The sequence below is a fragment of the Pseudomonas sp. W2Aug9 genome, assembly GCF_023127755.1.
GTDB lineage: Bacteria > Pseudomonadota > Gammaproteobacteria > Pseudomonadales > Pseudomonadaceae > Aquipseudomonas > Aquipseudomonas synxantha_A.
In genome coordinates, this window is sequence record NZ_SPKL01000013.1 from 90516 (window position 1) to 110040 (window position 19525).

Consider the following 19525-nt stretch of genomic DNA (forward strand, 5'->3'; position numbering starts at 1 on the left):
TCGCTGCCTAAGCAGTAACATCTCGTCACACATTCACTGCCTAGGCAGTAATAAGGTGACTTTCGATGCCTCACTTCACCCCCGATAACTTCCACAACTGCCACCTCGGCCTGTTGCTGGGCCGCGCCGCGATTCTCAAGGACCGCATCATCGACACCCACATGGAACCCCACGGCATCACCGCCGCGCAGTTCAAGGTGTTGATCATCATGGCCCAGTTCGGCGTCGACACCCCGGCAGAGCTGTGCCGCAACCTGTCCCTGGACAGCGGTTCGATGACGCGGATGCTCGACCGGCTGGAGCAAAAAGACTTGCTCAGCCGCAAGCGCTCCGAGCTGGATCGCCGCCAGGTGCAGTTGGTGCTGACCGCCGAGGGCCAGCGCCTGGCGGACATGCTCCCGCACATCGGCGCCCAGGCCCTCAACCAACTGGCCGGCGCGCTTGAACCGGGCGAGTTGGAAACCCTGGAGCGGATCCTGAAGAAGATACTGATCGCTGCGGGTGACCCCATCACGATCCAGCGGGTAGGTAGATCATGAACACACGCGCACTCAGCCTGGTGCTGGCGGCGATGACGTTGGCCGGTTGCGCCAATTACAGCGGCCTCGACACCCAGGGCAAGCGCCTCGACGCCAACACTCTGCAAACCGGCAAATCCCTCAGTGGCGTAACGCTGTCGAGCGCCGCCTGGCCGGCCGCCGACTGGTGGAAAAGCCTAGGCGACCCACAGCTTGACGGCCTGATCCAGGAAGCCCTGCAAAACAGCCCCGACATGCAAGTCGCCGACGCCCGTGCCCATCAGGCCGAAGCCGCCGCCTATGCCGCCAACGCCGCCCGTATGCCGACCGTGGATGCCAGCGCCGGTGTAAGCCGCTCTCGCTTGGCCAAGGACCAGGACCCGCGTGGTCAGGGCGATGCCTATTCGACGGTGCGCAACATCGGCGCCAGCTTCAACTACAACTTCGACCTCTGGGGCGGCCAGCGCGCAGCCTGGGAAGCCGCGTTGGGCCAGGCCCGCGCCGCCGAAGTCGACCAGCAGGCCGCGCGCCTGACCCTGGCGGCCAACGTGGCCAAAGCCTACAGCGACCTGGGCCAGGCGCATATCGTGCGTGACCTGGCTGTCGATGACCTCAAGCGCACCCGCCAGATGCTCGACCTGAGCAAGCGCCGCCTGAGTTCCGGCATCGACAGTGAATACCAATACCAGCAGACCGAGAGCCTGGAAGCCAGCTCCCAGTCGCAACTGATCGACGCGGAAAAACAACTGCAAAGCGCCAAGATCGCCCTCGCCGTATTGCTCGGCAAAGGCCCGGACCGGGGTGGCGAGTTGGCCCGCCCGGCGGTGCTCAAACCCAGCGCCGTCGCGGTGCCCGCGGTGTTGCCTGCCGAGCTGCTCGGTCGTCGCCCGGACCTGGTCGCCGCACGCTGGCGAGTGGAGGCGGCGAGCAAGAACATCGACGCCAGCAAAACCCGCTTCTACCCCAACCTCAACCTGAGCGCGAGCGCAGGCGCCGAGTCGTTGCTGGGCGATGCGATGTTCGGTTCGGCCAGCCGTTTCTTCAATATTGCGCCGACGATTTCGCTGCCGATTTTTGATGGCGGCCGCCTGCGCGCCGACCTTGACGCCCGCGACGCCGACTACGACCTGGCCGTGGCCCAGTACAACAAAACCCTGGTGCAAGCCCTGGGTGATATCGGCAACAGCCTTTCGCAGCTGCGCGACACCGGCCGCCAGATCCAGGCCCAGCAACATGCCGCTGACATCGCCCAGCAGTCCTACGACACCGGGGTGCAACGCTACAGCTCGGGCATCGGTAACTACCTGGATGTGCTCAGCATCGAGCAGCAACTGCTGCAGGCCCAGCGTCAGCTGGCGACCCTGAAGGCGGCGCAGATCGATCTGTCGATTCAACTGATGCAGGCCCTGGGCGGCGGATACAACGCCAGCAACGTGGCCGCGACCACCCCCGCCACACGCACGGAATAATTTGAGGTATTTGTCATGGCCACTGCCGACAGCAACAACGCAACTGAACAACCCAAAGACAACAACCCACGCAAACGCAAAGTCATGCTCATCGGCCTGGCGCTGATCGTCATCCTCGGTGTGGTCGGCGTGTGGGCCTGGTATGAGTTCTACGGGCGCTTCAACGAGAGCACCGACGATGCCTACGTGAACGGCAACGTGGTGGAAATCACCCCACTGGTCACCGGCACCGTGGTCAGCATCGGCGCCGACGATGGCGACCTTGTGCATGAAGGCCAGGTGCTGATCAATTTCGACCCCAACGATGCTGCCGTCGGCCTGCAAAGTGCCCAGGCCAACCTGGCGCGCACCGTGCGCCAGGTGCGCGGGTTGTACAGCAATGTCGACGGCATGAAAGCCCAGGTCAATGCGCAGAAGGCCGATGTGCAAACGGCCCAGGACAACTACAACCGGCGTAAGACCCTGGCCCAGGGCGGCGCGATCTCCCAGGAAGAACTGTCCCACGCTCGCGACAGCCTGACCGCGGCCAAGAACGCCTTGACCAACCTTGAGCAACAACTCAAAACCACCAATGCTCTGGTGGATGACACGGTGATTTCGTCCCACCCCGACGTGCAAGCCGCCGCTGCACAACTGCGTCAGGCCTACCTGACCAATGCGCGCAGCACCCTGATTGCGCCGGTCACCGGCTATGTAGCCAAGCGCACCGTACAACTGGGCCAGCGTGTTCAACCGGGCACCGCGCTGATGGCCGTGATTCCGCTGGACCAGCTGTGGATTGACGCCAACTTCAAGGAAACCCAACTGCGGGATATGCGCATCGGCCAGCCGGTGGATATCGAGTCGGACATCTACGGCAGCGACGTGAAGTACAGCGGCACCGTCGACAGCCTCGGCGCCGGCACCGGCAGCGCGTTCGCCTTGCTGCCCGCACAGAACGCCACCGGCAACTGGATCAAGATCGTGCAGCGGGTACCGGTGCGCATCCATATCAACGCTGAAGAGTTGGCCAAGCACCCGCTGCGGGTGGGTTTGAGTACCGTGGTCAACGTAGACCTGCACGACCAGAGCGGCCCGGTGCTGGCGCAACAGGCGCCGCAAAAGGCCTCGTTCACCACCAGCGTGTATGACCGTCAATTGGCCGAAGCGGATGCCATGATCAATCAGTTGATTCATGACAACAGCGTCGCCGCTCCCAAGGCTGCGCAACGCTGATGAGCAATAACGCCTCGTTCACGCCACCCAGCCTGTTGATGGCCACTATTGGCCTGTCGCTGGCGACCTTTATGCAGGTGCTCGACACCACCATCGCCAACGTGGCGTTGCCGACCATTTCCGGCAACCTGGGCGTGAGTTCGGAGCAGGGCACCTGGGTGATCACCTCGTTTGCGGTGAGTAACGCCATCGCGTTGCCGCTCACCGGCTGGTTGAGCCGGCGCTTTGGCGAGGTGAAGCTGTTTCTGTGGGCGACCATCCTGTTTGTGCTGGCCTCGTTCCTGTGCGGGATTTCCACCTCGATGCCCGAGTTGATCGGCTTTCGGGTGCTGCAAGGTTTGGTCGCCGGGCCGTTGTACCCGATGACGCAGACGCTGTTGATCGCGGTCTACCCACCCGCCAGGCGCGGGATGGCCCTGGCGTTACTGGCAATGGTCACGGTGGTGGCACCGATTGCAGGCCCTATCCTCGGCGGCTGGATCACTGACAGCTACAGCTGGCCGTGGATCTTCTTCATCAACGTGCCCATCGGTATCTTCGCGGTGATGGTGGTGCGCTCGCAGTTGAAGAAGCGTCCGGTGGTCACCAGCTACCAGCCGATGGATTACGTTGGTTTGTTGAGCCTGATCGTCGGGGTCGGCGCCTTGCAGATCATCCTCGACAAGGGCAATGACCTGGACTGGTTCGAATCCAATTTCATCATCATTGGTGCGGCCATTTCGGTGATCGCCCTGGCGGTGTTCGTCATCTGGGAAATGACCGACAAGCACCCGGTGGTCAACCTGCGGCTGTTCGCACACCGTAATTTCCGTATCGGCACCATCGTGTTGATCCTGGGGTATGCGGGCTTTTTCGGCATCAACCTGATCCTGCCGCAGTGGCTGCAAACCCAGATGGGCTATACCGCCACTTGGGCCGGGCTGGCGGTGGCGCCCATCGGCATTTTGCCGGTGCTGATGTCGCCATTCGTGGGCAAGTACGCGCACAAGTTCGACCTGCGCTTGCTGGCTGGCCTGGCGTTCCTGGCGATTGGCTTGAGCTGCTTTATGCGCGCCGGTTTCACCAACGAAGTGGACTTCACCCACATCGCCATGGTGCAGTTGTTCATGGGTATCGGCGTGGCGCTGTTCTTCATGCCGACCTTGAGCATCCTGATGTCCGACCTGCCACCGCACCAGATCGCCGACGGCGCCGGGCTCGCGACCTTCCTGCGCACCTTGGGCGGCAGTTTTGCGGCGTCGCTGACCACCTGGATCTGGATTCGCCGGGCGGACCAGCACCATGCCTACATGAGCGAGAACATGACCACCTACGACTCGGCCACCCGTGATGCCTTGCAGGCGCTGGGCGGGGCAGGGCAGAAGGCGTACACGCAGCTGGACCAGATTCTCACCAGCCAGGCGTACATGATGTCCACCGTGGATTACTTCACGTTGCTGGGGTGGATGTTCATGGGGTTGATGTTGCTGGTGTGGCTGGCCAAGCCGCCATTTACCGCAAAGGCAGGGCCGGCGGCTGCGGGGCACTGATCATAAGGTCAGCGCGGTCCCTGTGGGAGCTGGCTTGCCTGCGATGCCGACACCTCGGTGTATCAGATGCACCGAGGTGATGCTATCGCAGGCAAGCCAGCTCCCACAGGTTGATCGGTGTTGTGTCAGAGGTTTAGGCGCCAGGCAGTGCCAACTGCGGGTTGACGAAATCAAACGCCGTCAGTTGAAAGCCTTGCTCATCCACCTGCAATGCCCACCCTTGCTTGTCCCAGTCCCCCAGCACAATGCGCTTGGCCGCCTGGTCGCCGATCTGCAACTTATGGATCGCAGGGCGGTGCGTATGGCCGTGGACCAGGGTGTGCACGCCGAACTGCTGCATTACTCGCGGCACTTCTTCAGGCGTGACATCGACAATGTCGTTGGCCTTCATGCGCACTTGGGCAGAGCTTTCGCTACGTAGTTTGCGTGCCAGTTTGTGGCGCGTGCCCAGGGGCAGATGGCGCAGGATAAACAACACAATCGGGTTACGCAGGATGCGCCGCAGCTTCATATAGCCAAGGTCGCGGGTGCAGAGGCTGTCGCCGTGCATCAGCAGCACAGGCTCGCCATACAATTGCACAACACTCGGGTCCTTGAGCAAGGTGGCGCCTGCCGCTTTGCAGAACGCCTTGCCGATCAGGAAATCGCGGTTGCCATGCATGATGAAAATCGGGGTGCCGCTGTCGCTCAGTTCACGCAACGCTGTACAGATGGAACGCTGGAAGGCGGTCATGCCATCATCGCCAATCCAGGCTTCGAAGAAGTCCCCCAGAATGTACAACGCCTGGGCGCCACGGGCGCGACCGTGGAGCAGATCCAGAAACGCCCGGGTAATGTCCGGGCGCTCCTCTTCCAGATGCAAATCTGAAATCAGTAATATCACCCAACGATCTCGGCTTTCTCGACGATCACGTCTTCGGCTGGAACGTCCTGGTGACCGGCCTTGGAGGTGGTGGACACGCCTTTGATCTTGTCGACAACGTCCTGGCCTTCGGTGACTTTACCGAACACCGCGTAGCCCCAACCCTGCACGTTCTTGCCGCTGTGGTTGAGGAAGGCGTTGTCGGCGACGTTGATGAAGAACTGCGCGGAGGCCGAATGCGGCTCCATGGTACGGGCCATGGCGACGGTGTACTTGTCGTTGGAAAGGCCGTTGTCCGCTTCGTTCTGGATGCTTGGGCGCTTGTCTTTCTTCTCTTTCATGCCAGGCTCGAAACCGCCGCCCTGGATCATGAAGTTGCCGATGACACGGTGGAAAACGGTGTTTTCGTAGTGGCCGGCTTTCACGTATTCGATGAAGTTGGCGACGGTGATCGGCGCCTTGTCGGCGTTCAGCTCGATGACGATGTCACCGTGGTTGGTGGTCAGTTTGACTTGAGTCATGTTCACTACTCTTTTCAGGGAATTCGTGGGTTTGGGCGCCTGGGCGCCACGACCGGTTTGGCGAAGCTTGGGCCAAGACGCGCAGTTTAGCGTGCCTTGCAGGAATTTCGAGGTGGTTTTTTACCGCGCCTGTCATTAAAGCAGCAATTAAAGCAGCAGTTTTCGACCGCGCTCTGTCAGGTGGTTGACAGCTTCGGCTATGATAAGCCCTTTGTTTTATCTGGCCTGACCCGGCCACGAACCTGTCTGTTCAAGGATCCTATGAGCAAGCCCACTGTCGACCCTACCTCGAATGCCAAGGCCGGACCTGCCGTCCCGGTCAATTTCCTGCGCCCGATCATCCAGGCGGACCTGGATTCGGGCAAGCATACGCAGATCGTCACCCGCTTCCCGCCAGAGCCCAACGGCTACCTGCACATCGGTCACGCCAAGTCGATCTGTGTGAACTTCGGCCTGGCCCAGGAGTTCGGTGGCGTCACGCACCTGCGTTTCGACGACACCAACCCGGCCAAGGAAGACCAGGAATACATCGACGCCATTGAAAGCGACATCAAGTGGCTGGGCTTCGAATGGTCCGGTGAAGTGCGCTATGCCTCCAAGTATTTCGACCAGTTGTTCGACTGGGCTGTCGAGCTGATCAAGGCCGGCAAGGCCTATGTGGACGACCTGACCCCGGAGCAGGCCAAGGAGTACCGTGGCACGCTGACCGAGCCGGGCAAGAACAGCCCGTTCCGCGACCGTTCGGTGGAAGAGAACCTGGACTGGTTCAACCGTATGCGCGCCGGCGAGTTCCCGGACGGCGCCCGCGTGCTGCGTGCCAAGATCGACATGGCCTCGCCGAACATGAACCTGCGCGACCCGATCATGTATCGCATCCGCCATGCCCACCACCACCAGACCGGTGACAAGTGGTGCATCTACCCCAACTACGACTTCACCCACGGTCAGTCGGACGCCATCGAAGGCATCACCCACTCCATCTGCACCCTGGAGTTCGAAAGCCATCGCCCACTGTACGAGTGGTTCCTGGACAGCCTGCCGGTACCGGCGCACCCGCGTCAGTACGAATTCAGCCGCCTGAACCTGAACTACACCATCACCAGCAAGCGCAAGCTCAAGCAACTGGTGGATGAAAAGCACGTACATGGCTGGGATGACCCGCGCATGTCCACGCTGTCGGGCTTCCGTCGCCGTGGCTACACCCCGGCGTCGATCCGCAACTTCTGCGACATGGTCGGCACCAACCGTTCCGACGGTGTGGTCGACTTCGGGATGCTGGAATTCAGCATCCGCCAGGACCTCGACGCCAACGCCCCCCGCGCCATGTGCGTGCTGCGGCCGTTGAAGGTAGTGATCACCAACTACCCGGAAGGCCAGGTCGAGAACCTCGAACTGCCGCGTCATCCGCAGAAGGAAGAGCTGGGCGTGCGCAAATTGCCATTCGCCCGCGAAATCTACATCGACCGCGACGACTTCATGGAAGAGCCGCCCAAGGGCTACAAGCGCCTGGAGCCGAACGGCGAAGTGCGCCTGCGCGGCAGCTACGTGATCCGTGCGGACGAAGCCATCAAGGACGCCGATGGCAACATCGTCGAACTGCGCTGCTCGTACGATCCGGACACCCTGGGCAAGAACCCTGAAGGCCGCAAGGTCAAGGGTGTGGTCCACTGGGTGCCGGCCGCTGCCAGCATCGAATGCGAAGTGCGCCTGTACGATCGTCTGTTCCGCTCGCCGAACCCTGAGAAGGCCGAAGACAGCGCGAGTTTCCTCGACAACATCAACCCTGACTCACTGCAAGTGCTCACAGGTTGTCGTGCCGAGCCATCGCTTGGCGACGCACAGCCGGAAGACCGTTTCCAGTTCGAGCGCGAAGGTTACTTCTGCGCAGATATCAAGGACTCCAAACCTGGTGCTCCGGTATTCAACCGTACCGTGACCTTGCGAGATTCGTGGGGCCAGTGATTCTGTTTAAGGAACTGTCGTGCTAACGATCTACAACACACTCAGCAAGACCAAAGAAGTCTTCAAGCCCCTGGATGGCAACAAGGTGCGCATGTACGTGTGCGGCATGACCGTGTACGACTACTGCCACATCGGCCACGGCCGCAGCATGGTTGCCTTCGACCTGGTGACCCGCTGGTTGCGTTTCAGCGGCTATGACTTGACCTATGTGCGCAACATCACCGACATCGACGACAAGATCATCAACCGCGCCAACGAAAACGGCGAGTCGTTCGACGCGCTGACCGAGCGCATGATCGCTGCCATGCACGAGGACGAGGCGCGCCTCAACATCCTCAAGCCGGACATGGAACCGCGTGCCACGGACCACATCCCTGGCATGCACGCGATGATCCAGACCCTGATCGACAAGGGTTACGCCTACGCCCCAGGCAATGGTGACGTGTACTACCGCGTCGCCAAGTTCATGGGCTACGGCAAGCTGTCGCGCAAGAAGATCGAAGACCTGCGCATCGGCGCGCGCATCGAAGTCGACGAAGCCAAGCAGGACCCGCTCGACTTCGTACTGTGGAAAGGTACCAAGCCCGGCGAGCCAAGCTGGGAATCGCCGTGGGGCCCTGGGCGTCCGGGCTGGCACATCGAATGCTCGGTAATGTCCACCTGCTGCCTGGGCGAGACCTTCGATATTCATGGCGGCGGCAGCGACCTGGAGTTCCCGCACCACGAAAACGAAATCGCCCAGAGCGAAGCCGCCACTGGCAAGACCTACGCCAACGCCTGGATGCACTGCGGCATGATCCGCATCAATGGCGAGAAGATGTCCAAGTCCTTGAACAACTTCTTCACCATCCGCGACGTGCTGGAAAAGTACCACCCGGAAGTGGTGCGTTACCTGCTGGTGTCCAGCCACTACCGCAGCGCCATCAACTACTCGGAAGACAACCTCAAGGACGCCAAGGGCGCCCTGGAGCGTTTCTACCACGCGTTGAAAGGCTTGCCAGCGGTGGCACCTGCTGGTGGCGAAACGTTCGTGGCACGCTTTACCGAAGTCATGAACGACGACTTCGGCACGCCGGAAGCCTGCGCGGTGCTGTTCGAGATGGTGCGTGAGATCAACCGCTTGCGTGAGACTGATCTCGACGCGGCAGCGGGCCTGGCGGCGCGCCTCAAAGAACTGGCCAGCGTACTGGGTGTGTTGCAGATGGAAGCCGATGACTTCCTGCAGGCCGGCGCTGAAGGGCGTGTGGATGCGGCGCAGGTGGATGCGTTGATTCAGGCGCGTCTGGCTGCTCGGGCTAACAAGGACTGGGCGGAATCCGACCGTATCCGTGACCAACTGACCGCGATGGGTGTGGTGTTGGAAGACGGGAAGGGTGGGACGACGTGGCGGTTGGCTGATCAGGCCTGATCCAGATGTGGGAGGGGGCTTGCTCCCGATGGCGGTAGGTCAGTCAGCTCGTCTGCAACTGGCCCACTGCCATCGGGAGCAAGCCCCCTCCCACTTTTGACCGTGCTCACTTTGCTCGGTCTTCGGATCAGATCTATCCGTGAATTGGTTTGTCTTTGAGTTTTAGCGTTTTATCCACCATCAGCTGAATCCCTTCCAGCATCCGGCAAATTCCCAGAGCTACGCTACGCGGGGTGCCTTCGATCTCAAAAGCCAAATGGCTTGCCAGCGCTTGAACCGACGCAAGATCCTCCGACGCGTTGACCAGCAGCGTCTCGACGTCTAATCCTTCACGTACGGTAAACAAACCATGATCCTCAGCAGATGGCTCTGATTTTTCAGACGGGTTCAGGTAGTGATTTATCGCTCGATGAGCGGCAGTGTGAAATGCGGTTGAATCTGACGGTGGATTCGGACTGTCTTTAATCATGGCGTAGCTCCTAGAGTATTGGAGTCACCACCCATCGCTGCGAAACGATATTTGGGTGGCAGCTGTACGCAGGTTCGCAGACCGGGACTCTAGCACCCGGCATACCCGAAGGTATCCCGCGCACAGCCGCCATAACATCAGGCATTAAAAAGCGCCCGCTATCTGAGGTGGACACTGTGCGTCTAGAGTTTAACCGAGCTGCGAAACCCGGTCGCTGAATTTGCAGCGACCGCCAAAGATTAGGCGGCCATTTTCTGAGCGGCAACCCTAAAGAGCTGTAGGGCGTTTCCTTGCAATGGGCTCCGAAGTGCTGCTGAGTTTATATGCACTACCAGTCGTGTAGTTATGAACAGTCGCATGGTATTCACCGTTCTTGAAATGCAGGGCAACTCCGTCATCCAGCGCGTAGGCGGGGCGTATGTTTTTAAGTCGAACCAGTTCAACGAACGAAGATTCTCTTCCCGCCTCTGAGCTGAAGTGCGGGCACAGCGCGCCAGGGAGAAAACCCAGCCCGTCGATCAGCGCATATACGCCCCCTGAGTCGGAATGCCCGTGGTCGAACCAGCAGATGGCGCCGGCACTGACGCCGCAAAGCACTTTGCCGTGTTCCTGGGCTTGCTTCAAAAGGGCGGTCACGTCAAATTCACGCCAGATGGCCAGCAAGGCTCGGGTGTTGCCGCCGGCCACGTAGATGATGTCAGCCTGTTCAAACAGCGCGGCAACATGAGCTGGGGTTGGAAAAGGCGGAATGAAAAACGTCAATGGCACAACGGTGCAGCCGGCGCTTTGGTATTTGAGCGTGAAGTCGGCAATCTTCGTACGGTCATCGCCATTGGCTGTGGAGATATAGAGCACCGTGGGCTGGGTTTTGCCCGACGAAGCGACGATATATTCGTCGATGCGGGTCATGCGCGTCATGTCTTCGCTGGACTCGCCGCCGATGACAATGATGTTTTTATCCATGGTGAACTCCTGTCTCAGCACAGCGGGCATACCCAGGTCTTAGGACATTTCCCAAAATGCCCGTAGGGTTTGACGCTCATTCCATCCTAGCTTTAGATGGTTGCCACGACCAAACCCAAGACGAAACTGGCGGTGATTCAAATGGATTGTATTTTCTGCAGCATTGTCCGCAAAACTTCCCCGGCCCATATCCTGTGGGAGGATGATCAGCATATGGCGTTCCTGTCGATCTTCCCTAACACACCGGGTTTCAGCGTGGTGATTCCAAAGCAGCATTACGGCAGCTATGCGTTTGCGCAGTCGGATGAAGTGTTGGCAGGGCTCGCGGTCGCAGCAAAGAAAACCGCACAACAGATCGACCGCGCATTTCCCGATGTGGCGCGTACGGGGATGATTCTGGAAGGGTATGGGGTGGACCACCTGCATGCGAAGTTGTTTCCCATGCATGGGACCGGGCAGGACAGTACATTCAAGCCAATGAGTTCGAAGGTGGAGAAGTTTTTCGAGGCGTATGAGGGCTACATCTCGTCCCACGATTTTGTGCGGGCGGATGATGCCGAATTGGCGGAATTGGCGGCAAGAATCCGATTCTTCGCCTAGCACCCATCCAACTGTGGGAGCTGGCTTGCCTGCGATAGCGGTGGGCCAGCCAACCTCTTCAGTGACTGATCCGACCTCATCGCAGGCAAGCCAGCTCCCACATTTTTATGTGCCTGCCTGAGAGGTCAGCGGCGGCTGCTGACTTCAGCCGGCACATCGTCACCGGCCATGCGTTTGCGGAATAGGGCGGTTCGCGCCAACAGCAGTGTGGTGACCGGCACGGTGATCGCGAGCAAAACCGGAATCAACCAACCATGCAACACCGGCCCGGACTTGAGCACCGAAAAATAGATAATCGACGCCAGTGCCACGCACCATGCGCCCAATGTCGAGGCGAGTGCCGGCGGGTGCATGCGTTGGAAAAATTCCTTCATCCGCAGCAAGCCAATCGCGCCAATCAACGCAAACACACTGCTGAGCACCAGCAGCACCCCCACTATCACTTCAACCCATAACGGCATCATTCAATCACCTCCCCACGCAGCAGGAATTTCGCCAGGGCAAACGAGCCCACGAAGCCGAACAGCGCGATCAGCAGCGCCGCTTCAAAGTAGGTATCACTGGCATAGCGAATACCCAGCACCAGCATCATCAGCATGGCCAGGATGTACAGATAGTCCAGCGCCAGGACTCGGTCCTGGGCGGACGGGCCTTTGAACAGGCGGATCAGGGTCAGCACCATCGCCAGCGAGAACAGGAACAGGCTGGCCAGGATCGCATTGGAGAGCAGGGCGCTCATTCGAAGATCTCCATCAGGGGCCGCTCGTAGGTGGCTTTGAAGTGCTGGATAAACAGGGCTTCATCGTCAAGGTCGAATACGTGCAGCAGCAAGATGCTACGGTCCAGCGCCAGTTCCGACCAAATGGTGCCGGGGATCACCGTGGTAATCATCGAGAGCGCGGCAAGGCCGTTGGGGCTGTGCAGGTCCAGGGGGATCTTGATGAAGCGCGAGCGCGGCGGGCGTGTGCCGCAGGTCAGTACACCCCACGCCACTTGCAGGTTGGAGACGATCACGTCGCGGCCCACCAACAGGAACAGGCGCAGGATCACGCCAGGGCGACGCAGGCTGATCGGCTGCGGGCGCAGCGGCGCCATCAGCAAAGGCGCGAGAAAGCCCAGCAGCGCGCCCAGCAGCAGGTTGCCGGGGCTGATCGACAGGTTCAGCAGCAGCCACAACACCCACAGGGCCAGCGACAACCAGGGTGCAGGAAACAGGCGCTTCATGGTTGCACCTCCAGCGCGGCGGCCTTGGCTTCAGGGCTCGGCACCGGACGTGTGGCCATTACCGCCATCACATAGCTTTCCGGGTTGTTCAGGCTCTTGGCGGTGGCCAGGGTGTAGCGCATCAAGGGTTCGGCCTTGAACGTCAAGGCGATGCTCAAGCCCAGCAGCACGAAGATCGGCACGCACTCGTAGCGTCGCAACAGCGGTGATGGGCGCTCTTCCGGGGTCCAGAAGCGCTGGATGCCAAGGCGGGCGAAGGCGATCAGCGACGCCAGGCCGGACAGAATCAGCAGCGCCACCAGGCCCCAGGCTGCAGGACGGATCGATTCGTCCACGGCGTTGCCCAGGCCCAGTGGGTTGATCAGCGCACTCAACAGGCTGAGTTTGCCGATGAACCCCGACAATGGCGGCATGCCGATAATCAGCAGCGCGCAGGCGATAAAGCTCAAGCCGAGAAAGGCCATGGTCCAGGGGATGACCTGTCCGACCACGGCTTTCTGCTCATCGTCCAGGTTCACACCCGGACGCGGATGCAGCGACTCCATGGCCTTGGGCAGCGCATCAATCTCTTCATCAAGCGGCAGGTCGTTGGCCGAGCGCGAACGCTCGATCAATTCAGCCAGCAGGAACAGCGCACTCAGTGCCAGGGTGGAGCTGACCAGATAGAACAATGCCCCAGCGGTCAGGCTTGGCTGGGCAAACCCTACCGCCGACAGCAGGATCCCGGCCGAGACCAGAATGCTCAGGCTCGCCATGCGCTCCAGGCGTTGCGCCGCCACCATCGCCAGCGCCGCGCAGACGATGGTCGCCATGCCGCCATACACCAGCCAGTCGCCGCCAAACAGCGCCGAAGCGCCGGCCTGGCCGGAAAACAGCAGGGTCCACAGGCGTAGCACGGTGTACACGCCAACCTTGGTCATGATCGCAAACATCGCCGCCACCGGCGCACTGGCCGAGGAGTAGGCGGGCGCCAGCCAGAAGTTCAGCGGCCACATGCCGGCCTTGGCCAGAAACGCGGTCGCCAGGATCGCTGCGCCAGCGTGCAGCAGGCCGCGATCAGCCTCCGGCACCAGCGGGATTTTCAGCGCCAGGTCAGCGAAATTCAGCGTGCCGGTGACGCCGTAGATCATCGCCGCACCAATCAGGAACAGCGACGACGCCAGCAGGTTGATCGCAATGTAATGCAGGCCGGACGACACCCGAGCACGACCCGAACCATGCAGCATCAGGCCGTAGGACGCCGCCAGCAGCACCTCGAAGAACACGAACAGGTTGAACAAATCCGCGGTGAGGAATGCGCCGTACAGACCCATCAGTTGGATCTGGAACAGCGCATGGAAGCTAGTGCCCGCACGGTCCCAGCGGGCCATCGCGAACAGCAGCGCGCTCACGCCGATGATCCCGGTCAGCACCAGCATCATTGCCGACAGTTGGTCCACCACCAACACGATGCCGAACGGCACCTGCCAGTTGCCCGGCAGGTACACACCAATCGAGCCGGGGCCGCCTTGTTGCGTCCAGTACAGCAGCAGGATCGCGATGCCCAGGCCGATGACACTGGAGAACAGGTTGATCTGGGCCTTAAGTGGGCGGCGCTTTTCGCCGAGCATCAGCATCAACCCGGCCGTGAGCAGCGGCAGCAGGATCGGCGCGACGATCAGTTGATTCATCCACGTCATTCCTTGGGCTCCCGGCCATCCACATGGTCAGTGCCGGTCAGGCCCCGGGATGCCAGCAGCACCACCAGGAACAACGCGGTCATGGCGAAGCTGATCACGATGGCTGTAAGTACCAGGGCCTGGGGCAGGGGGTCGGTGTAGTTGAGCAGGTCTTGCGGCACGCCGTCCTTGATGATCGGTTCCTTGCCGATAAACAGGCTGCCCATGCTGAAAATGAACAGATTGACCCCGTACGACAACAGGCACAGGCCCATCACCACCTGGAATGTCCGTGGCCGCAGCACCAGCCAGACGCCGGAGGCCGCCAGGACCCCAATGGCAATTGCGATGACTTCTTCCATCAGGCGGCTCCTTCGGTTGCAGCAACGACTTTGGGCTGGTTGCTCGGTTTATGTGCTCGCACAGATTGGTGGCCGAGGGCGGTCAGCATCAGCAGCGTCGAGCCCACGACCATGGCGTACACGCCAATGTCGAAGAACAACGCACTGGCGATATGGATATCGCCGAGCAGTGGCACGTGGAAATGCCAGGTATGGGTGGTCAGGAACGGGTATCCGGCGAACAGCGCGCCAAGGCCGGTCAAGGTCGCCGACAGCAGGCCGAAGCCCATCCAGCGCATGGGCCGCAGGCTCATCTGCGCTTCGACCCATTGGGTGCCCGCCACCATGTATTGCAGGATAAACGCTACCGACATCACCAGCCCGGCGACAAACCCGCCGCCTGGTTGGTTGTGACCGCGCAGGAACAGGTAGAACGACACCACCAGCGCAATCGGCAACAGCAGGCGCACCAGCACCGCCGGCACCATCATAAAGCCCAGCGCGGTGTCACTGGCCTGGCGCGGGTTGACCAGGTCGGTGGCCACGTCCGGTGCCAATTGGCGCTGTTGCGCCGGCAACTCCATGCTTTCCTTGGACGGGCGGAAGCGTCGCAGCAAGGCATATACGGTCAAGGCCACGGCACCCAGCACGGTGATTTCGCCCAGCGTATCGAAGCCCCGGAAGTCCACGAGCATCACGTTCACCACATTGCTGCCGCCGCCTTCGGGCAGGGCACGGCTCAAGTAGAACGAGGAGATATCGTTGGGTGTCTGGCGGGTCAGCATCGCGTAGGACAACAGCGCCATGCCGCCGCCCACTACAGTGGACAGCAACAAGTCGCGCACCCGGCGAATGCGCGCCTTGCGCAAGGTGTTGGGTAATGGCCAAACCTCCTCGATACGCCGTGGCAGCCAGCGCAGGCCGAGCAGGATCAGCACGGTGGTCACCACTTCCACCACCAATTGGGTCAGGGCCAGGTCCGGCGCCGAGAACCACACGAAGGTCACGCACGTCATCAGGCCGCACACGCTGACCATGGTCAGGGCCGCCAGCCGGTGATACTTGGCTTGCCAGGCGGCGCCCAGCGCGCAGGCAATCGCCAGCAACCACAGGGTGACGAAGACGATGGAGCCCGCAATCTTCGGCCGGTCGCCCCATGTGAGGCCACTGTTGATCATGGGGATCATGGCCCCGATCACCGCGACGATCACCAGCAGGAACAATTGGGTTTGCAGGCGCTTGGTGCTGATGCGTTTTTCGATCCTGCGCACACCGCGCATCATCACCACCAGGCAGCGCTCGAAGCCACGCTTGCCGTTGAAATAGCCGATCAGCGGCGGGTATTCGAAGCGGCCACGCTTGAGTTGCTTGCGCAGCATCAGGTACAGCACCACGCCGCCGGTCATTGCCACCAGGCTCATGATCATCGGCGCGTTCCAGCCGTGCCAGATCGCCAGGCTGTACTCGGGCAGCACACCACCGACCACGGGCAACGCCGCAGCGGCAAGGATCGAGCCGACCACCTGGGCCGGGAAAATCCCCACCAGCAGGCAGGTGAACACCAGCAATTCCACCGGCGCACGCATCCAGCGCGGTGGCTCGTGAGGCGTGTGCGGCAAGTCGGTAGCCGGTGGGCCGAAGAACACATCCACGGTAAAGCGCAGGGCGTAGGCCACGCTGAACGTACCGGCGATGGTCGCAATCACCGGCAGGGCGATTTCCACCCATTGGGTCGACGAGATGAATACGGTTTCGGCAAAGAACATCTCTTTGGACAGGAAGCCATTGAGCAACGGCACACCGGCCATGGAGGCACTGGCTACCATGGCCAGGGTCGCGGTAAACGGGATCAGACGCACCAGGCCACTGAGCTTGCGGATATCCCGCGTGCCGCTTTCGTGGTCGATGATGCCCGCCGCCATGAACAGCGACGCCTTGAAAGTGGCGTGGTTGAGGATATGGAACACTGCGGCGACGGCGGCCAGCGGGCTGTTAAGGCCCAGCAGCAGGGTAATCAGCCCGAGGTGGCTGATGGTGGAGTAGGCCAGCAAGCCCTTGAGATCGTTTTGGAACATGGCGCAGTAAGCGCCGAGGAGGAGGGTGAGGGCGCCGGCACCGCCGACGATCCAGAACCATTCTTCGCTGCCGGACAGCGACGGCCACAGGCGGGCCAGCAGGAACACGCCGGCCTTCACCATCGTCGCCGAATGCAGATACGCCGAAACAGGCGTCGGTGCCGCCATGGCATGGGGCAGCCAGAAGTGGAAGGGGAACTGCGCGCTTTTGCTCAAGGCGCCGATCAGCACCAGGGCCAGCATGACCGGGTACAGCGAGTGCGCGCGAATCTGGTCGCCCGCCGCCAGCACCTGGTCCAGGTCATAGCTGCCGACGATATGCCCCAGCAGCATCACCCCGGCCAGTAGGCACAAGCCGCCGGCGCCAGTGACCATCAGCGCCATGTACGCACCACGCCGCGCATCGGCGCGGTGGTGCCAATAGCCGATCAGCAGGAACGAGAACAGGCTGGTCAGTTCCCAGAAGAACACGATCTGAATCAGGTTGCCGGAAATCACCAGGCCAAGCATGGCGCCCATGAACGCGAGGAAGAACGCAAAGAAGCGCGGCACCGGATCGTCCGGCGACATGTAATAACGCGCATACAACGACACCAGCGTGCCGATGCCGAGCACCAGCATCGAGAACAGCCAGGCAAAGCCGTCCATGCGCAACACGAAGTTCAGCCCAAGACTGGGCAACCACAGGAATTCTTCGCGTATTACGCCACCATGGGCGATCTGGGGGTAGAGCAGTGCGACTTGAATAGTGCCGACCAATGCCACCAGGCCGGCCAGCAGGGATTCGGTATTACGTGCGTTGTGCGGCAGCAAGGCCGCCAGACAGCTGCCAATGAATGGCAGAAGCAGTAGAACTATCAGGGACATAGGCTTCTAATCTGCGGGAGTTTGGGATGCATCATACGTGCCGCTTTCACGATCACCAAACGGCAAGATGTGGCAGGATCCTACAAGGTAGGCCGAAACCTCTCATTTAGCACTGGTTCAAAACCCTTGAATTGAAACGCTAACCCCTGTGGGAGCCGGGCTTGCCCGCGATGACGATAGAGCGGGCACCACAGGGTTTGCAGGTTATCCCTGACGCTCCTGTTCCAAGGCATCTGCGAGTTCAACTGCCTTCTGCCCCTTCGTTTTCATCTCACTCACAATCACCGCCACCACAATCAACACGGCCCCAACCATTGCAATCGGCGGGAAGCGCTCCCCGGCAATTCGTCCGACCACGCCTGCCCACACCGGCTCGCCGGCATAGATCAAGGTCGCCCGGGTTGGCGACACACTCTGCTGCGCCCAATTCATCGCGACCTGGATCACCGCACTGGTCAAGCCCAGGCCCACGGCGCTGAACAGCAACAGCCAAGAAAAGCCCGGCAACGCCTCGCCCATGGGCACCACCATCATGAACGACAGCACCGAAGCGGTGGCCAGTTGCACCACGGTTACCCGGCGAATATCCACCTGGCCGGCAAATGCGCTGATCAAGATGATCTCGGCCGCTATTGCCACGGCACCGATCAGCGTAGCGATTTCACCTGGGCTGAAGTTCAGTGAAGCCCCCGCCGGGCCAGTCAACAGCATCAACCCGGCAAACGCCAGCATGATGCCGATGCTGGGCATCAACCCGGGGCGACGGCCCAGCACCAGCCACTGCAACAGCGGCACGAACGGTACATACAACGCGGTGATAAACGCCGACTGGCTGCTCAGGATGGTCTGCAAGCCAATCGTCTGCAAACCGTAGCCAAACATGATCGCCACCCCGATAAACACCCCGGCCTTCAATTCGAACAGGGTCAGGTCGCGCAGGGTGCGCAAGGAAAAGAACCCCACCACAATTGTCGCCGCCGCGAAGCGCAGCCCCACAAAAAACATCGGCCCGCTGACGGTCATGGCATGTTGCACCAGCAAGAAGGTGCCGCCCCAGATCATGGTGATCACCACCAGGATGCATTCGGCTTTGCTGAAGCGGTTGAATCGCGAAGGGGAGGTCGGGGCTGTCATGGCGGCTCGGTCTTGCAAGGGAAAGGCACGGACCGCACAATGCGCCGCACGCTGGGCAGTATACTGCGCACACCCACCTATTGAGCAATATAGTGCACAAAGAAAATCCGCAACGGGCCTCGGTCCTGCAGCACGTCAGCCAGAACGTCCGTCGCCTGCGCCACGCCGCCGACCTGAGCCAGACTGCACTTTCGGAAAAGTCCGGGGTCAGCCGGCGCATGCTGGTGGCGATTGAAGCGGGGGAGAAGAACGTCAGTCTCTCCACCCTCGACCGTGTGGCTGAAGCGTTGGACGTGGCGTTCAGCGACTTGATTCAGGCGCCGGATGCGCCTGACCATAGTCGTATCAACGAACTGGCGTGGGCCGGTGAAACCCCAGGCAGCAAAGCAGTACTGCTCGCCAAGGCCACCGCCCGACGCGAAGTGGAATTGTGGGATATGTGCCTGGAGCCTGGGGACCGCTACAGCCCCGAACCGGACCCGGAAGGTTGGAGTGTGCAGTTGTTCGTGTATGAAGGTGCATTGACCCTGATTCTCGACGACCAAGAAAAAACCGTCGCGGCCGGTGAGTTCTATATGTTCGCCAGCCGCCAATCCCACGGCTATCGCAATGATGGTGAAGTGGCGGTGCGATTTGTTCGTAATGTCGTGATCTAGCCGGATGGTCTACTGGTTTATACCTGTGGGTTTTCACAGTAGAGCAAACCTGAA

The 19525-nt window shown here is 60.9% G+C and carries 19 protein-coding genes; 8 read left to right on the forward strand and 11 right to left on the reverse strand.

The features are described 5' to 3' along the window. Nucleotides 1-65: 65 nt before the first annotated feature. From E3O56_RS11585 to E3O56_RS11600, 4 genes are read left to right on the forward strand one after another with little or no spacing between them, the layout of a single operon-like run. On the forward strand, nt 66-539 hold the full coding sequence (locus E3O56_RS11585; protein ID WP_005789189.1) for a MarR family transcriptional regulator: 474 nt from the start codon (nt 66-68) through the stop codon (nt 537-539). Then, complete coding sequence (locus tag E3O56_RS11590; RefSeq protein ID WP_078821685.1) at nt 536-1987, forward strand: efflux transporter outer membrane subunit; 1452 nt, start codon at nt 536-538, stop codon at nt 1985-1987. Before E3O56_RS11585 ends, E3O56_RS11590 begins: the two co-directional genes overlap by 4 nt. 15 nt (nt 1988-2002) lie before the next feature. Beyond that, nucleotides 2003-3202, forward strand: coding sequence for an HlyD family efflux transporter periplasmic adaptor subunit (locus E3O56_RS11595; RefSeq protein ID WP_032880580.1), 1200 nt, complete (start codon nt 2003-2005; stop codon nt 3200-3202). Further along, nucleotides 3202-4731 (forward strand): DHA2 family efflux MFS transporter permease subunit, encoded by a 1530-nt coding sequence (locus E3O56_RS11600; protein ID WP_032880582.1) that lies wholly within the window; start codon nt 3202-3204, stop codon nt 4729-4731. Before E3O56_RS11595 ends, E3O56_RS11600 begins: the two co-directional genes overlap by 1 nt. A 133-nt stretch (nt 4732-4864) precedes the next feature. Here the strand turns inward: E3O56_RS11600 and lpxH are convergent, their stop codons facing one another. After that, nucleotides 4865-5614: a UDP-2,3-diacylglucosamine diphosphatase gene (gene lpxH / locus E3O56_RS11605; RefSeq protein ID WP_103734479.1), complete on the reverse strand. Its 750-nt coding sequence runs from the start codon at nt 5612-5614 to the stop codon at nt 4865-4867. Then, nucleotides 5611-6114: a peptidylprolyl isomerase gene (locus E3O56_RS11610; RefSeq protein WP_005789179.1), complete on the reverse strand. Its 504-nt coding sequence runs from the start codon at nt 6112-6114 to the stop codon at nt 5611-5613. The genes lpxH and E3O56_RS11610 overlap by 4 nt, the downstream gene beginning before the upstream one ends. 261 nt (nt 6115-6375) lie before the next feature. Between E3O56_RS11610 and E3O56_RS11615 the strand changes: the two genes are divergently transcribed. Then, nucleotides 6376-8076 carry a glutamine--tRNA ligase/YqeY domain fusion protein gene (locus tag E3O56_RS11615; RefSeq protein WP_005789177.1) on the forward strand — a complete coding sequence of 567 codons (1701 nt, stop codon included), beginning with the start codon at nt 6376-6378 and terminating at the stop codon, nt 8074-8076. A 19-nt stretch (nt 8077-8095) separates the two neighbouring features. After that, entirely contained in the window at nt 8096-9484 is a 1389-nt protein-coding gene (cysS, locus tag E3O56_RS11620; protein ID WP_078821682.1) for a cysteine--tRNA ligase, read from the forward strand. Between the two features lie 133 nt (nt 9485-9617). Here cysS and E3O56_RS11625 read toward each other — a convergent pair whose 3' ends face one another. Beyond that, entirely contained in the window at nt 9618-9953 is a 336-nt protein-coding gene (locus E3O56_RS11625) for a DUF6124 family protein (RefSeq protein WP_228308588.1), read from the reverse strand. 267 nt (nt 9954-10220) lie between these two features. Further along, the gene (locus tag E3O56_RS11630) at nt 10221-10916 is read right to left on the reverse strand and encodes a peptidase E (protein WP_248128278.1); all 696 of its coding nucleotides are present in this window, start codon (nt 10914-10916) and stop codon (nt 10221-10223) included. 141 nt (nt 10917-11057) lie between these two features. On the opposite strand from E3O56_RS11630, the gene E3O56_RS11635 reads away from it, so the two are divergent. Then, nucleotides 11058-11516, forward strand: coding sequence for an HIT family protein (locus E3O56_RS11635; RefSeq protein ID WP_248128354.1), 459 nt, complete (start codon nt 11058-11060; stop codon nt 11514-11516). Between the two features lie 125 nt (nt 11517-11641). Here E3O56_RS11635 and E3O56_RS11640 read toward each other — a convergent pair whose 3' ends face one another. The 7 genes from E3O56_RS11640 to E3O56_RS11670 all read right to left on the reverse strand — a co-directional run bounded on the left by E3O56_RS11640 (nt 11642) and on the right by E3O56_RS11670 (nt 18815). Continuing rightward, nucleotides 11642-11980 (reverse strand): Na+/H+ antiporter subunit G, encoded by a 339-nt coding sequence (locus tag E3O56_RS11640; protein WP_122733446.1) that lies wholly within the window; start codon nt 11978-11980, stop codon nt 11642-11644. Continuing rightward, nucleotides 11977-12255 (reverse strand): K+/H+ antiporter subunit F, encoded by a 279-nt coding sequence (locus E3O56_RS11645; RefSeq protein ID WP_032880591.1) that lies wholly within the window; start codon nt 12253-12255, stop codon nt 11977-11979. The genes E3O56_RS11640 and E3O56_RS11645 overlap by 4 nt, the downstream gene beginning before the upstream one ends. Continuing rightward, entirely contained in the window at nt 12252-12740 is a 489-nt protein-coding gene (locus tag E3O56_RS11650; protein ID WP_194438605.1) for a Na+/H+ antiporter subunit E, read from the reverse strand. Before E3O56_RS11650 ends, E3O56_RS11645 begins: the two co-directional genes overlap by 4 nt. Beyond that, complete coding sequence (locus tag E3O56_RS11655) at nt 12737-14419, reverse strand: monovalent cation/H+ antiporter subunit D (RefSeq protein ID WP_103734482.1); 1683 nt, start codon at nt 14417-14419, stop codon at nt 12737-12739. Before E3O56_RS11655 ends, E3O56_RS11650 begins: the two co-directional genes overlap by 4 nt. After that, entirely contained in the window at nt 14416-14760 is a 345-nt protein-coding gene (locus E3O56_RS11660; RefSeq protein ID WP_005789164.1) for a Na+/H+ antiporter subunit C, read from the reverse strand. The genes E3O56_RS11655 and E3O56_RS11660 overlap by 4 nt, the downstream gene beginning before the upstream one ends. Then, nucleotides 14760-17681, reverse strand: a complete 2922-nt coding sequence (locus E3O56_RS11665) for a monovalent cation/H+ antiporter subunit A (protein WP_078821677.1) — start codon at nt 17679-17681, stop codon at nt 14760-14762. The genes E3O56_RS11660 and E3O56_RS11665 overlap by 1 nt, the downstream gene beginning before the upstream one ends. Nucleotides 17682-17885: 204 nt before the next feature. Further along, nucleotides 17886-18815 carry a DMT family transporter gene (locus tag E3O56_RS11670; RefSeq protein ID WP_103734484.1) on the reverse strand — a complete coding sequence of 310 codons (930 nt, stop codon included), beginning with the start codon at nt 18813-18815 and terminating at the stop codon, nt 17886-17888. 92 nt (nt 18816-18907) lie between these two features. On the opposite strand from E3O56_RS11670, the gene E3O56_RS11675 reads away from it, so the two are divergent. Continuing rightward, entirely contained in the window at nt 18908-19471 is a 564-nt protein-coding gene (locus E3O56_RS11675) for an XRE family transcriptional regulator (RefSeq protein WP_248128279.1), read from the forward strand. The last annotated feature ends 54 nt before the right edge of the window (nt 19472-19525 follow it).

Coding starts and splice junctions, on each gene's coding strand:
- E3O56_RS11630 (WP_248128278.1), bottom strand. CDS start 10,916: ATGGATAAAAACATCATTGTCATCGGCGGCGAGTCCAGCGAAGACATG.
- E3O56_RS11595 (WP_032880580.1), top strand. CDS start 2,003: ATGGCCACTGCCGACAGCAACAACGCAACTGAACAACCCAAAGACAAC.
- E3O56_RS11625 (WP_228308588.1), bottom strand. CDS start 9,953: ATGATTAAAGACAGTCCGAATCCACCGTCAGATTCAACCGCATTTCAC.
- E3O56_RS11640 (WP_122733446.1), bottom strand. CDS start 11,980: ATGATGCCGTTATGGGTTGAAGTGATAGTGGGGGTGCTGCTGGTGCTC.
- E3O56_RS11610 (WP_005789179.1), bottom strand. CDS start 6,114: ATGACTCAAGTCAAACTGACCACCAACCACGGTGACATCGTCATCGAG.
- E3O56_RS11655 (WP_103734482.1), bottom strand. CDS start 14,419: ATGACGTGGATGAATCAACTGATCGTCGCGCCGATCCTGCTGCCGCTG.
- E3O56_RS11590 (WP_078821685.1), top strand. CDS start 536: ATGAACACACGCGCACTCAGCCTGGTGCTGGCGGCGATGACGTTGGCC.
- E3O56_RS11660 (WP_005789164.1), bottom strand. CDS start 14,760: ATGGAAGAAGTCATCGCAATTGCCATTGGGGTCCTGGCGGCCTCCGGC.
- E3O56_RS11585 (WP_005789189.1), top strand. CDS start 66: ATGCCTCACTTCACCCCCGATAACTTCCACAACTGCCACCTCGGCCTG.
- E3O56_RS11650 (WP_194438605.1), bottom strand. CDS start 12,740: ATGAAGCGCCTGTTTCCTGCACCCTGGTTGTCGCTGGCCCTGTGGGTG.
- E3O56_RS11645 (WP_032880591.1), bottom strand. CDS start 12,255: ATGAGCGCCCTGCTCTCCAATGCGATCCTGGCCAGCCTGTTCCTGTTC.
- E3O56_RS11635 (WP_248128354.1), top strand. CDS start 11,058: ATGGATTGTATTTTCTGCAGCATTGTCCGCAAAACTTCCCCGGCCCAT.
- E3O56_RS11665 (WP_078821677.1), bottom strand. CDS start 17,681: ATGTCCCTGATAGTTCTACTGCTTCTGCCATTCATTGGCAGCTGTCTG.
- E3O56_RS11670 (WP_103734484.1), bottom strand. CDS start 18,815: ATGACAGCCCCGACCTCCCCTTCGCGATTCAACCGCTTCAGCAAAGCC.
- E3O56_RS11615 (WP_005789177.1), top strand. CDS start 6,376: ATGAGCAAGCCCACTGTCGACCCTACCTCGAATGCCAAGGCCGGACCT.
- E3O56_RS11600 (WP_032880582.1), top strand. CDS start 3,202: ATGAGCAATAACGCCTCGTTCACGCCACCCAGCCTGTTGATGGCCACT.